The sequence below is a fragment of the Oerskovia sp. 140933 genome, assembly GCF_059651515.1.
In genome coordinates this window covers 64709-78571 of sequence record NZ_JAMXIO010000022.1, presented here as the reverse complement: position 1 = coordinate 78571, position 13863 = coordinate 64709, and the positions used below count along the sequence as shown (strand labels likewise).

Sequence of the window (13863 nt, the reverse complement as noted above, 5' to 3'; positions counted from 1 at the left end):
CCCCCGTGGGGGCGGCGCCTGCCGCTCGTGCATCAGCCGCAGGAAGCGGCCGCGTAGTCGACGGTGAACGTCGACGTCCGGTCACCGATCGTCGCGACCACGGTGGCGGCGCCGGCCTCGACCGACGTCGCCCGCGAGGCGAACGACTGCGCTGCGGACTTGCCCGGGGCGACACCCGTGAAGGTCTTCGTCCCGAACGGCGTGGTCACCTTGATCGTGGCCGGCGCGTCGTCGGTGTTGACGACCCGCACGTTGACGAGCGCCTTGCCCGCCGTGCACTGCGTGCGCACCACGACCTCGGCCGTGACCCCGCCCTCGACCGCCGGCACCGAGAGGGTGAGCGGCTCGCTCACGTTCCCGGCGACGTCGACCGCGCGGTACGAGACCTCGACGGCCCCGTCCCCGACGGCGAAGGGCTCGGTGTACTCGAGCCACTCGTCCGCAGGGGTGTCGGCGAGGCGGTACTCGACCCGGGCGAGACCCGAGCCCGTGTCCGCGCCGGCCAGGGTGACCGTGCGCTCGGACAGCTCGGCCGTCGCTGTCGGTGCCGTGGCGTCGATCTTGACCACGTGCGCGACCTCCTGCGACACGTTGCCGGCCTCGTCGGTCGCGCGGAAGGCGAGCGAGTGCTCGCCACCCGTCGTGAGCTCGATCCCGGTCGTGTACGGGGCCCAGGCGCCGTCGGCGACCTTGACCTCGATCGACGGCGCCTGCGAGACGTCGTCGGTCGCGGTCGCGGAGACCGTCACGGCCCCGGTGTTCCAGCCGGACGCGCCGGCCGCCGGGTCCTGGGCGACGGTCACGACCGGCGCCTGCGTGTCCTCGTCACCCGTGGTGACGTGGAACCAGTCGAACGCGACCGTGACCGGGACCTCCTGCTCGGGGCCGATGGCCACGAGACCGAAGGACGTCAGTGCCGCGTCGTTCGTGACGGGCGCCCCGAGGGACGTCCAGTTCACGCCGCCGTCGCTGACCCAGCCCTGGTACGTGCTGCCCACCTTCTCCATGCGCAGGTACCAGTAGCCCGACTCGGTCGTGTCGGCGATCTCGAGCTGGCGGTTGCCGCCGCTCGAGGCCGCGTTCTTCTCCGACGCGAGCTCGGCACCCAGGTTCAGGGGGGTGCCGGGCTGGTTCTTGGCGACCACGTCGAGCTTGACGTAGTTGTCGTCGTCGCCGTACGCCATCAGACCCGCGTACTGCCAACGGTGCAGCAGCGGAGCCTTGAAGCGGGTCTCCGCGACCCAGTCGCCCTCGGGGGCTGCCTGGAGCACGAAGTTGCGCGGGCTGACCGGGTTGTTGTTGTTGATGTCGCCCGGCTGGGTGGTGATGCGCAGCTCGCCGCCGGCGACCTCGACCTTCGAGGCGTCGTAGCGGACCACGTTGTTCCAGCGGCAGCCGTCGAGAGCCGTGCCCTCGAACTCGTCGGACGGCTCACGCGTGCCGTCGTCCGTCGAGTCCGGCGTGACCTTGAACCAGTCGACCAGCGCGACCGAGTCGGCCGTGCCCGTGTCGCCCGCGGCGATGACGCCGAAGGTCGCGTTCGCCTTGACCGGGGCAGAGCCCGCGATCGCGGTCCACGTCTGGCCGTCCGCCGAGTACGCGGCCGTGATGGCCGTACCCGTCGAGGTCAGCTTGAGGTACACCGACGACGGGAAGCTCGCCGCGACGTTCGTCTGGCCGTGCCACGTGCGCGCACCGCCGGTCTCGGTCTGGAACTCCAGGAAACGGTTGCCGTTCTGGTTCTTCGTGAACGCGAACTTGGTGTACTCGTCGTCGTTCACGTGCACGAGGAGACCCGCGTGCTGCCAGTGCCGTGCGAGCGGGACCTCGACCTTGGTCTGGATCTCCCACGCCCCGGCAGGTGCCGGCTGGCCCAGGTAGCTGATCGGGCCCGGGACCGCCTCGTTGATGTCGCCCTGGACGACGGGCAGGACCGCCTTGCCGTCCGCGACCGTGATCGACTTCCCGGGTGCGGTGCGCACCACGGTCCAGCGACCGGTGTCGAGCGACGCGGCGTCGAACTCGTCGGACTTCTGCGCCGCGCACTGCGGCGGCGTGCCCGTACCCGGCTCGGTCGGGTCGACCGGGTCGTCGTCGAACGTGAAGTCCTGGAACTCGACCGCGCTCTGGTTCGAGCTGTGCGCCGTCACGAACAGGCCGACGTCCTGGACCGACGCCGCTCCCGGCAGGGACACCGGGTCGCCGATCTGGGTGAAGTTCTCGCCGTCCTTGCTCCACGACGCGGTGTACAGGTCACCGTCGCGCTCGATCCGCACCCACGCGGGGTAGCTCGACGAGCTCGCCGCGGACGACGTCACGAGCTGGCCCGCAGCGTTGCCGCGCAGCCACTCGAAACCACCGTTGGGGCGGATGCCCAGGGCCGCGTAGCCCGGCGACTTGCCCGGCTGCGTCACGTCGTTGCGGACGATCAGCCCTGCCTTGGCGGACCCGTTGGAGTTGCCCTGGCTGTTGATCTTGACCGTCGCGGACCACTTCTCGTCCGCCCCGGCCTCCTTGTAGATGGCCGAGTACTCGTCGGTGCCCTGCCACATGTTGGCACCTGCAGAGGTCACGAGGTACTTGCCCTCGGAGAGCTGCTCGAACGTGCCGTTCGCGTTGGTGAAGGTCTTCATGCCGGCGAACAGGTCGCCGACCTGCGCCATGACGATGCGGGACTTCGTGGTGAGGCCCTTGTCGTTCGTGGCGACCGCGGTCAGCTTGTAGTAGTTGTCCGCCGTCGCGTTCCACGTCGTGGTGTACGGCGCGGACGTGTCCGTGCCGATCGACTCGCCGTTCACGAAGAACTCGACCTGCGTGACCGTGTTCTCGGCGTCCGTCGCGGCGGCCGAGACCGTGATCTCACCCTGCTCGAGCTGGACGCCCGCCTCGGGAGCGGTCACGACGACCTCGGGGCGGGTCGTGGCCGAGATGCCCTTGCCGTGCGCCTCGATGAAGTTCAGGCGACGCTCGCCCGCACCGGGGAACACGACGTACAGCGTGAAGCTCTCGCCCGGGTCCGCCACGTCGACGCGCACGTCGGTGAAGGTCCCCAGGCCGGTCTCCGGGACGGAGGCCGTGGCGAGGAGCTCGCCGTCGGGAGCGTCACGACGCAGCTCGACGGTGCCCGCCTGGGCTGCCGAGACGCGCAGCGACAGGGCGCTGATCTGGTGGAGGTTGAACGGGTCGTACGAGGACCAGGCCCCGTCCTTGCCCGTGATGACGGACCCGCCGCCCTCGACGTCCCGGCTCGGGAGCTGGGTCGTGCCCTGCGAGGCCGTCTGGAACTCGGCCTCACGCTTCTTGCCGAAGACCAGGGTCGTGTCGGAGCCGGTCAGCGCGGGCACGTCGCCCTCGCCGCCGCCGTCGGTGTACCGGGCGTCGAGCACGTAGAAGACGTTCATGTCCTCGCCGTGGCCACCGCCCAGGCCGGTCTCGACCGAGCCCGTGGTGCCGTGGAGCGGCTCGGACGGGTGCGCGTGCGCGTCGTGGCCCAGTGCGGGCTGGATGATGACGTTCTCGTCGACGATCGAGGCGTCCTCGGCGTCGGTGACCTCGACGTCCCAGTCGATCCGGTCGCCGAAGTCGAAGAACGACCCGGTCGGCGGCAGGTTGAAGTCGACCTCGGGGCGCGTGTTGCCGACCGTGATCGGGACCGTCGCGGTGCCGACCTTGCCCGACGGGTCGCTCACCGTGAGGCGGGCGTCGTAGACGCCGTTCGCGGTGTAGGTGTGCACCGGCTTGGCGTCGGTCGAGTCGGTCGTGCCGTCACCGTCGAAGTCCCACGCGTACGTGAGGGCCTCGTTCTCGGGATCCGTGCTCGCGGCACCGTCGAACGTGACGGTCAGCGGGGCCGTGCCCGAGTCCGGGGTGGCAGCCGGCTTGGCCACCGGTGAGCGCGATCCGGAGACGTAGTCGATGCGGTGCAGGCCCGAGTTCGGGTTGTCACGCCCGAACCCGCCGCCCCAGTCGAGCACGTAGAGCGCGCCCTCGGGGCCGAACGTCGAGTCGATCGGGGCGAGGAACTGCTCGTTCGACAGGAAGGGGTTGACCTTCTCGACGGCGGCGCCCTTCGGCGTCGTGTCCTTGAGGTCGATCGAGTACATCTTGTTGCGCGCCCACTCGTAGAAGAAGGGCTTGCCGTCGTAGTACTCGGGGAACTTGGTGTCCGACACGAGGTCGGCGTCGTAGCTGTAGAACGGACCACCCATGGGTGCGAGCCCGCCACCGGCGTTGATGACGCCGGGGGCAGAGGTGCGCTGGTAGCCGTAGTACATGTCCGCGGGCTGGGCCGCGGGGAGCTGCGTCAGACCCGTGTTCAGGATGGAGTCGTTGACCGGGGCGGCGCAGTCGAAGTTGGCGCCGACCGTCACCGGGTTGGTGCGGTAGTCGACGTCGCGGAAGGGCTCGTTCTTGCCCATGCACAGGGGCCAGCCGAAGAAGCCCGGCTCCTGGATGAGGTTCCACTCGGCGATGCCCGCGGGGCCGCGGTTCGCGAGGTTGTCCGAACCGTTGTCCGGGGAGTAGTCGGCCACGCCGAGGTTGCCCGTGGCGGGGTCGATCGTGAAGCGGAACGGGTTGCGGAAGCCCATGGCGTAGATCTCGGGCAGCGTCTTGTCGGTGCCCGGGGCGAACAGGTTGCCCTCGGGGATCGTGTACGTGCCGTCGGCCTCGGGGTGGATGCGGAGCACCTTGCCGCGCAGGTCGTTGGTGTTCGCCGACGTCGCGCGCGCGTCGTGCAGCCGGCCCGGGCGCTCGGAGATCGGGGCGTAGCCGCCCGAGGGCTCGGAGTGCGGGTTCACGTCGTCGCCCACGCCGATGTACAGGTCACCGGTGCGGTCGTCGAAGATCAGGCTGCCGCCCGTGTGACCCGGCTCGTCGGGCAGGCGCCCGGCCGGGACCTCGATGAGGACCTTCTCCGAGGCCGGGTCGATCACGGTGCCGCCGGGACCGCCGTCGGTCACGGTGAAGCGCGAGATCCGGTTGAAGAAGTTCTCCGGGTTCGTGTCGTCGGCGCTGGCCGGCGAGTAGTACTGGTACAGGTACCCGTTGGTCGCGAAGTCCTTGTCGAGCGCGAGGCCCAGCAGGCCGTCCTCACCACCGGAGTACACGGGGATGGTGAGCGCGGTCGTGGTGTTCTGGGTGCGCGGGTCGTAGACGCGGATCTGTCCGCGCACGAGCTCGGTGAAGAACACGCGGCCGTCGGGGGCGACGTCCATGCCGAACGGCGCGCTCGTGTTGGTGTCGAGCGCGACCTTCTCGAACTGGCCCCAGTCGGTGCCGCCGCAGTCGCCGGCCACCTGGCCGGACGCCCACTGGACGCCGCCCACGATGTGCTGGACCAGGTCCGGCTCGCCCGTGAAGTGCGCACCGAAGTGACCCATGCCGGTCATCCAGGCGCGGCCTCCGTCATAGGGCTTGCACCACGAGATCGGGTGGTCGGCGCCCATCTTGTTGCCGCCCGCGTCGTACGTCGACTCGTCCATCGTGGCGAGCACGTGCGCGCTGCCGCGCACGTTGGCCGAGTAGTTGTACCACTCGTCGGCGCGGTTCCAGCGCTGGTCGAGGTGCGACGTCGAGGGGTGCACGCGGTCCTCGACGCGGACCGTGCCGGGCAGGCCCGGGCTGTTGCCCGTGGCCGCGTGACCGGGCATGAGCGCCCCGATCATGTCGTCCCACCAGCCGTAGTTCCCGCGCATGTCGGTCGCGTTGTGGATCGCGACGATGCCGCCGCCGGCCTGCTGGTAGCGCTCGAGCGCGGCCTTCTGGTCCGCGTTCCACGGGTCGCCCGACGTCTGGAACATCACCAGGGCGTCGTACTCGGCGAGCCCGGCGTCGGTGAAGACCGAGGAGTCCTCGGTGTGGTCGGACGCGATCCCGACGTCGGCGAACGCGGCCTCGAGCACGGGCGTGCCCTGCGTGATCGCCTCCGAGTGCCGGAACTGGGTCGTCTTGGTGAAGATGAGGACCTTGCGGTCGTCACCGGGAGCATGTGGTCCGTCGTGGGCGGTGGCCATGGTCGCGGGCGCGAGAGTGAACGCCAGAGCTCCGATGGTCAGCGCCGCGACGGCTCTTCCCCGCAGGGGAAGTCGCGCAGCCTTCATGTGTCTTGCCTCCAGGGCAGTCGGCACGTGGCGAGAGTCCGTGCCCCGCTCGTCGGTGAACGGGGCCGCACGTGCTGTGAAGAGATACGTCGTCCCACGGCGTGCCGGCGCCGTCGGTCCTGCGAAACGAGGTGGTGCAACCTACCGGTCGGTCAGCCGCGCATCAGTCCTTTCAGGAAGGCCAGGCCATCGACAGCGATGGCGTCCTGGGTGGGGGCGAGCGACCGCCAGATCGAGGCGGCCGTCGCGATGGTCGCGTTGTCGGCGGTGAACGACTCGATGCACAGGAAGCCGTCGTAGCCCACCCGGTCGAGCGCGCCGAGGAACGCGGTCCAGTCGAGGTGATCGCTTCCGGGGGCCCCGCGGTCGTTGCCGCAGACCTGCACGTGCGCGATGCGGTCCCCGGCGCGCGTCACCGCGGCGGCCAGGTCCGTCTCCTCGATGTTCATGTGGTAGATGTCGAGCATGAGCCCGATCCCCTCGGTCGGGAGGGGTGCGACGACCGCGAGCCCCTGGTCGACCGTGTTGACCAGGCTCGTCTCGTAGCGGTTCAGGGGTTCGAGACCGATCCGCACCCCCGCGGCCATGGCGTGGTCCACGACGGGCGCGAGGTGGTCGACGAGCTCGGCGTACGCGGCCTCGCGCTGGCCGGGGGTCAGCCGCCAGGTGCGCCCGACCGACGCGTACGCGGGGCCGCCGATCACCCGCGAACCGACCGTGTGCGCCAGGTCGACGACCTGGCGCAGGTAGTCCTGGGTCCGGCGGATCGTGCCGGCGTCGGCTGCGACGAGCTCGCGCCCGGGCCCCATGACGAGGGACACCGACGCCCCGAGGCCGTGGTCGTCGAGGACGCCTGCGGCCTGCTGCGGGTTCCAGTCGGCGACGTCCTCGACGGGCAGCTCGAGGACGTCGAACCCCCACCCGGCGACACGCGGGGCGATCTCTCGCAGGGAGGCGTCGGTCAGGGGCGAGGTCCACACCCAGGTGTTGACCCCCAAGGGGCGTGTGCGGGCCACTGTGCTCTCTTTCGTCGGTGGGTGCGTCTGCAGGGATGCCCGACGCCGGAGCTCGCCCTCGCGCGGAAGGCGGGCTCCGTCGTCGGGCACCCGGCGGGCCGTGCCGACCTACCCACGCCCGGCCCCTCGAGGAGAGCGAGGGACCGGGCGGGGGGGGCGGGGTCAGCGGCCGGGGGCCGTGAGGTGCGTCGACCGCGTCAGCGGTTCGTCCACGCCTCGGGGTAGCCGGGCAGGTCCTCGCCGCCGAACTTGGCGTAGTGCAGCGAGGGCATGTCCTTGTTGGCCTCGAGGTAGGCGTCCAGGTCCTCGCCCGTGATGGGCGACTGCGGGAGGACCCACTCGGCCGGGACCTGCTCGCCGTTCCAGATCTTCTGGGCCGCGAGGATCGGGGTGCGCCACTGGAAGTTGGAGTACACGGCACCCAGGGCCGTCATGTCCGTCTCCTGCCACTTGCGCATGAAGCTCAGCTCGTCCTCGCCCATGAAGACCGGGTAGGGCTTGCCGGCGTCCTCGAACGCCTCGACCGCCGCGACCGCGCCGTCGCCCGCGTCCATCCAGATGCCGTCGACGTCGCCGCGCTGCAGGTACTGCGTCACGATGTCCTTGATCTTGGCGCCGTCACCACCGGTGAACTCCTGGCCCACGACCTCGATGTCGCTCTCCGAGAAGATCTTGTCGGCCGCGGCCCAACGGTTCTCGAGCACGTCGACGCCGGGCAGGATGCGCAGGGCCAGGACCTTGGAGCCCGGCTCGAGGTTCTCGACCAGGAACTCCGCGCCGTCGGCACCGTACGCGTAGCCGCCGATCGGGTGGATGTACGTGACCATGCAGTCGGAGTTGACGCCACGGTCGAACACGATGACGGGCTTGCCGCTCTCGCACGCCGCCTCGACCGCGGGGGTCAGGGTCGCGGTCGTGGACGGCGAGATGATGATCGCGTCGCAGTCACCGGCCTCGACGAACGCCTGGATGTCGGAGATCTGCTTGTTGTCGTCGTCCGCCGCGTCGGAGACCCGGAACTCGGAGATCTCGCCCGACGTCTTGAGGACCTCGACCTGCTGCTGCATGGTGATGAACCCCGTGACGCGCCACGGGTTGGAGACCGACGCGTTGGAGAAGCAGAGCTTCTTGCCGCCCTCCTTCGCGTACTGCGCGGTGTCCACGTACTCGGGGTCGATGGCCTGCAGCCACGGCTGCTCGGCCGGTCCCTCGGGGACCGCGGTGCGCTGCGCGAGCTGGCGGTCGTAGTCGGCCTGCACGAACCACTCGCTGTTCGCACCGGACTCGCTCGCCTCCTCGCCCGCCTCGGCGGCGGTCTCGCCGCCCCCGGCGGGGGCGTCGGGCACGTCGGTGCTGCACGCAGCGGTGAACAGCAGTGCCGCGGTCGCGGCTCCTGCCATGAGAACTCGAGAGCGTCGCATGTTCCTTCTCCTGTGATCGGAAGACTTCGTTGTCCTGCCCGTCGCAACGGTGCGACGGTCTGTCGGGGACGGATCTGTGTGGCGTTCCGGGGGGTGGCCGGAGGACTAGGGCGCTGCTGGCTGGGGCTCCTTGGGGACGGTGGGTTCGGGGACCCCTGCCGGGGTGGTCGGGGAGCTCGGGGCGCCCGGGGGCGCGGTCCTGGACCTGCGCGGCATCGCGGCGTAGGCCACGGCGGCGATGATGATCACGCCCTGGACCGCGGGGCGGATCGTGGACGGCAGGCTGAGCTGGTTGAAGAGGGTGAACAGGGCCTCGAGGGTCAGCGCGCCGGCCATGGCCGCGACGACCGACCCCCGGCCGCCGCCCAGGACGACGCCGCCCAGGACGACCGCGGTGATCGCCATGAACTCGAGGCCCTCGCCGACCTGGGCCGTCACACCCGCGTAGCCGCCGATGAGGATGCCCGCGACCGTGGCCATGAAGCCCGAGAACAGGAAGGCCCGCGTGCGCACCCACCAGACCGCGGTGCCCGAGAACGCTGCGGCCACGTCGTTGTCACCGGTCGCGACGAGCGTGCGACCGAACGGGCGGCGCATGACGACCACCGCGACCACGCCGAGGACGACCGTGATGAGCACCGCGTACGGGACCTGGAACTGGCCGGGCGTGTCGGGGAGCCCGCCACGACCCCACTGGCGGAAGCCCTCCGTCAGGGAGCCGGTCGGCGCCCCGCCGGTCCAGAGCCGGATCGCCCCGTACAGGACGAGCATCATGCCGAGCGTCGTGATGAACGACGGGACCTTGAGCAGCGTGACGATCAGGCCGTTGACGAGCCCGACGCCCAGGCCGAACAGGACCATGAGGCCGATCACGGGCCACGTCATGGACTCCTCGCCGTCGATGAGCTTGGCCGCGATCACGACCTGCGCCCCGACGAGCGAGCCGACCGAGAGGTCGAACTCCCCCGAGACGATGACGAAGTACTGCCCGATCGCCAGGACGATGAGCGGGGCCGCCTTCTTCAGGAAGGCCATGATCGACATGGGCTCGCCGAACGACGGGTTCATCACGAGGATCGCGACGAACACCACGATCAGCAGGGCGTAGACGGTCCAGGTGCTGCCGGACGTGACGCGCTGGACCCAGCGGGAGAACCCGCCCCGGGTCGGGGCCTGCGTGCCGCTCGGGCTGGTCGCGGGAGTGCTCGCGCTCATCGGGTGGCCTCCTTGCCGGTGGTGCTCGTGGGGCTCGCGGAGCCGGGGCCGCCGCCGTCCGGGCCCGAGCCCGGTCCGACGGACCTGCCCAGCGCCCGGAACCTCGCCCGGCTGCTGGCCGGGTCGATCTGACGGCGGGCGTACATGGCGACCGCGGCGATGATGATCGCGCCGCGCAGGACGTCCTTGAAGAACGGGCTGACGTCGAGCACGTTGAACACCGTGTCGAGCGACGCGAGGATCAGGACGCCCGCGATCGTGCCGAGGATCGAGCCGCGTCCGCCCATGAGCAGGGTCCCGCCGAGGACCACGGCCGCGATCGAGTTGAGGTCGTAGCCGTAGGTGTAGACCAGGGCGTTGCCCGTGCCGAACCGTGCCGCGATGAGGAGCCCGGCCACGCCCGCGCACAGCGAGCACAGGACGTGGGCCAGGATGATCGACCGGTCGGTGCGGATGCCCGAGAGCCGGGCGACGTCGATGTTCCCGCCGACCGCGAACATGTGGTAGCCGGGGCGGGTGCGGGTCAGCAGCACGACGCCGAGCACCATGACCACCGCGAGCACGATGACCGAGACCGGCACCGGGCCGATGCGGGTGTACCCGAAGCCCTGGAACGCCTTGGGGATCTCGCCCGAGGGGCCCTTGTACTGGGTGTCGAGGTAGCCCTTGATGATGAGGCCGACACCGAGCGTCGCGATGAACGAGTTGACGCGGAGCTTCGAGATCACCAGACCGTTGACCAGGCCGACCCCCGCGGCCACCGCGAGCGCCGCGACGACGCCGAGCCAGATGCGCGACGGGTCGCCGGCCATGGTCGTGGCGGCGACGAGCGAGGACCAGGCCACGACGTAGCCGACCGACAGGTCGAGCGACTTGCACAGGATCACGAACGTCTGCCCGATCGCGACGAAGCCCAGCAGGCTCGTCTGCGACAGCAGGTAGAACAGGTTCCCCTGGCTGAAGAAGCTGCCGCCCTGCGCCGCGACGAGCCCGGCCGAGACGGCCAGGATGCCGACGAGCGCGAGGTAGACGATCCCCGTCGAGCCGAGCCGGCGCCGTCGGGGGCCCGACGTCGCGCTCCCCGCACGGGGCGAAGCGGTGCTCACCGCGGTGCTCATTTCTCCTCCTGGAGGGTGTCGCTGTGCGCGGGACGGGGTGGTCGGACGGTGGACCCGACGGGGACGTCGAGCGCGGAGAGGTCGACCTCGACGTGCTCGGACGTGTCCCCCGCGCCGGTCGCGAGCGCCATGACGGCCTCTTCGTCGCTGCCCGCGGGGAGCTCGCCGGCGAGCCGGCCGTCGCGCATCACGAGGATGCGGTCAGCCATCGCGACGACCTCGGGGAGCTCGGAGGAGATGAGCAGGATCGCGACGCCGCGCGCCGTGAGCGTCCGCATGAGGTCGTAGACCGCACGCTTGGCGCCGACGTCGATGCCACGCGTGGGTTCGTCGAGCACGATGACCGACGGGTCGGTCACGAGCCACTTCGCGAGGACGACCTTCTGCTGGTTCCCGCCCGAGAGGTACTGGACCTCGGCGTCCTTCGAGCGCGAGACCAGGTCGAGCGACGACAGGATGCCCGGGATCGCCCGGGCCCGACGGTCGGAGGACCGGGGGGTCACGGCGTCGAGCACGAGGCGCGCGTTCGCGGAGATCGACTGCTCGAGCGCGAGGCCCTCGGCCTTGCGGTCCTCGGTCACGAGCGCGATCCCGAGGCGGACCGCCTCACGGGCAGAGGCGACCGTCACGGGCTCGCCGTCGAGCAGGACCGTGCCGCGGGTGAAGGGCGCGACGCCGAACACGCCGTGCGCGATCTCGGTGCGTCCGCTGCCCTGGAGCCCGGCGAGGGCCACGATCTCGCCCGCGCGGACCTCGAGGTCGATCCCGTCGACCTGGGTGTTCCCGGCGTCCGAGAGCGCGAGCTTGACGGCCCCCGGCACCGTGCCAGGGTCCTTGTCCGGGTAGTAGCCCGCGAACTCGCGCCCGACCATGGTGCGCACGAGCCGGTCCGGGGTGATGTCGGCCGTCGCGGTCGTCAGCACGAGGTCACCGTCCTTGAGCACCGTGATGGTGTCGCAGAGGTCGAAGATCTCCTTGAGGCGGTGCGAGACGTAGAGGATCGCGACGCCGCGGTCGCGCAGCTGCTGGACGAGCGCGTAGAGGAGCTCGACCTCCTGGTCGGCGAGCGCCGCGGTCGGCTCGTCCATCGAGATGATGCGCGCGTCGTAGGAGACCGCCTTGACGATCTCCACGATCTGCTGCTCGGCGACGGACAGCGAACCGACCCGCATCCACGACGCGAGGCCGTGCAGACCGAGGTCGGCGAGCAGGGCGTCGGTGTCGCGGGCCATGCGCCGGACGTCGACGATCCCGAACCGGCGCGGCTCGCGTCCCAGGTAGACGTTCTCCGCGACGGTGCGCTCGGGCAGGAGGTTGAACTCCTGGAAGACCGTCGAGACCCCGGCCAGCTGCGCTGCGAGCGGCGACGCGAACGTCGCGGGGGCGCCGTCGAGCTCCATGGAGCCCGCGTCGGGCTGGTGGACCCCGGCGATGATCTTCATGAGCGTCGACTTGCCGGCACCGTTCTCGCCGACGAGCGCGTGGACCTCGCCCGGGCGCACGTCGAGGTCGATGCCGCGCAGGACCGAGTTGCCGAAGAAGACCTTGCCGATGCCCCGCAGCCGCAGGATGGGCGCGCCCGTGGCGCTCGCTCCTCCTGGTGCCGTCGGTGATGTCATGCCCCTACCTCCACCCAGGTGCCGGTGCGTGCGGAACGGGCCACGGCCTCGGCGAGGTGTGCGGCCCGGAGCCCGTCGGCGAACGTGGGCAGCCCGTCGGGCGTGCGCCCGGCGATGGCCGCGGCGGTGTCGCCGACGAGAGCGTCGAAGCAGTCCTGGTACCCCTGGGGGTGCCCAGCGGGGAGACGGGAGTAGCGCGCGGCCGCGGGGGCGAGCGTCTCGGGGTCGCGCACGAGCAGGCGGCTCGTGTCGCGGCGTCCCTCCCAGAGGCTCTCGGGGGCCTCCTGGTCGAACGCGAGCGTCGACTCGGACCCCGAGATCTCGAGGAAGAGGCGGTTCTTGCGGCCGGCCGAGACCTGGCTGATGACCGCCGAGCCGAGCGCTCCGCCGTCGGTCTCGTACTGGAGCGTCACGGCGTCCTCGGTGCGGACCGCGGTCGGGAGCCCGTCGAGTCCCGTGCGCTCGGCGTTGACGGTCGCTGTCTGGGCGACGAGGCGCACGATGCGCTGACCCGTAGTGAACTCGAGGAGGTCGCAGAAGTGCGACCCGATGTCGCCGAACGCGCGGCTCGCCCCGCCCAGCGCCGGGTCGACGCGCCAGTTGTCGTCGCTCGCGCGCAGCAGCCAGTCCTGCAGGTAGGACCCGTGGACCAGGCTGATCGTGCCGACGGCGCCGCTGCGGACGCGTGCGCGCGCCTCGCGCACCATGGGGTGGAAGCGGTAGGCGAAGGGCACGACGGCGACGCGGCCGTCCGTGGCGGAAGCCTGCGCGGCGAGACCGGCCAGGGCGAGCGCACCCTCGAGGTCGGTCGCGAGGGGCTTCTCGCACACCACGTGCTTGCCGGCCGCGAGCGCCGCGGTCGCGAGGGGAACGTGCAGGAAGTTGGGGGTGCAGACGTGCACCACGTCGACGTCGGGGTCGTCGATGAGCTCCTGGGCGGTGGCCGCGTAGCCCTGCGCGCCGAGGTCGGCCGCGGCCTCGCGGGCACCCGGGGCGTCGATCCCGGCGACCGAGACGAGCTCTCCCCCGGCCGTGCGGATCGCCCGGGCGTGGACCTCCCCGATGAATCCCGTCCCGATGATCCCGGCCCGGTAGCCCGCGGCGGGCAGGCGGCTGGGCAGCAGGTCGGTCGCTGCGCGGTCAGTGGTGGGGGTGGTCGCTGCGGCCACGGTGGCGTGTGCGTCCAGGGTGGACGCCTGCGTCGGGGCTGTGGGGGCGGTGACTGCCCCGTGGTCTTGCGCGACTTCTTCGGCTCGCATGTCACACACCGTAGGGGGACTTCTGACGGCGGTCAAGCAAAAGCCGGAAGTTCATTGTCACCGTTCAGTAACATCATCGGTTAAACAATTGCTGCGGCGTACCGTCGGTGACGT

General features: G+C 70.9%; 7 protein-coding genes. All 7 read right to left on the bottom strand.

What is annotated here, in order from left to right; genetic code table 11:
• Positions 1–32: 32 nt before the first annotated feature.
• The 7 genes from NHG27_RS12650 to NHG27_RS12620 all read right to left on the bottom strand — a co-directional run bounded on the left by NHG27_RS12650 (position 33) and on the right by NHG27_RS12620 (position 13749).
• Positions 33–6101 carry a ThuA domain-containing protein gene (locus NHG27_RS12650; protein ID WP_497016528.1) on the bottom strand — a complete coding sequence of 2023 codons (6069 nt, stop codon included), beginning with the start codon at positions 6099–6101 and terminating at the stop codon, positions 33–35.
• A gap of 152 nt (positions 6102–6253) precedes the next feature.
• A complete protein-coding gene (locus tag NHG27_RS12645) occupies positions 6254–7117 on the bottom strand; it encodes a sugar phosphate isomerase/epimerase family protein (protein ID WP_497016527.1) in 864 nt (287 codons plus the stop codon).
• A 197-nt stretch (positions 7118–7314) separates the two neighbouring features.
• Complete coding sequence (locus NHG27_RS12640) at positions 7315–8538, bottom strand: substrate-binding domain-containing protein (protein WP_193721294.1); 1224 nt, start codon at positions 8536–8538, stop codon at positions 7315–7317.
• Between the two features lie 105 nt (positions 8539–8643).
• A complete protein-coding gene (locus tag NHG27_RS12635; RefSeq protein ID WP_497016526.1) occupies positions 8644–9753 on the bottom strand; it encodes an ABC transporter permease in 1110 nt (369 codons plus the stop codon).
• Positions 9750–10871 carry an ABC transporter permease gene (locus NHG27_RS12630; protein ID WP_497016525.1) on the bottom strand — a complete coding sequence of 374 codons (1122 nt, stop codon included), beginning with the start codon at positions 10869–10871 and terminating at the stop codon, positions 9750–9752. The genes NHG27_RS12635 and NHG27_RS12630 overlap by 4 nt, the downstream gene beginning before the upstream one ends.
• Positions 10868–12490, bottom strand: coding sequence for a sugar ABC transporter ATP-binding protein (locus NHG27_RS12625; protein WP_497016524.1), 1623 nt, complete (start codon positions 12488–12490; stop codon positions 10868–10870). Before NHG27_RS12625 ends, NHG27_RS12630 begins: the two co-directional genes overlap by 4 nt.
• Positions 12487–13749: a Gfo/Idh/MocA family protein gene (locus tag NHG27_RS12620; RefSeq protein WP_497016523.1), complete on the bottom strand. Its 1263-nt coding sequence runs from the start codon at positions 13747–13749 to the stop codon at positions 12487–12489. The genes NHG27_RS12625 and NHG27_RS12620 overlap by 4 nt, the downstream gene beginning before the upstream one ends.
• Between the last annotated feature and the right edge of the window lie 114 nt (positions 13750–13863).

Bases quoted from the DNA above. Each gene is read 5' to 3' on its own strand.
- NHG27_RS12650 (WP_497016528.1), bottom strand. From the start codon at position 6,101: ATGAAGGCTGCGCGACTTCCCCTGCGGGGAAGAGCCGTCGCGGCGCTG.
- NHG27_RS12640 (WP_193721294.1), bottom strand. From the start codon at position 8,538: ATGCGACGCTCTCGAGTTCTCATGGCAGGAGCCGCGACCGCGGCACTG.
- NHG27_RS12635 (WP_497016526.1), bottom strand. From the start codon at position 9,753: ATGAGCGCGAGCACTCCCGCGACCAGCCCGAGCGGCACGCAGGCCCCG.
- NHG27_RS12630 (WP_497016525.1), bottom strand. From the start codon at position 10,871: ATGAGCACCGCGGTGAGCACCGCTTCGCCCCGTGCGGGGAGCGCGACG.
- NHG27_RS12625 (WP_497016524.1), bottom strand. From the start codon at position 12,490: ATGACATCACCGACGGCACCAGGAGGAGCGAGCGCCACGGGCGCGCCC.
- NHG27_RS12620 (WP_497016523.1), bottom strand. From the start codon at position 13,749: ATGCGAGCCGAAGAAGTCGCGCAAGACCACGGGGCAGTCACCGCCCCC.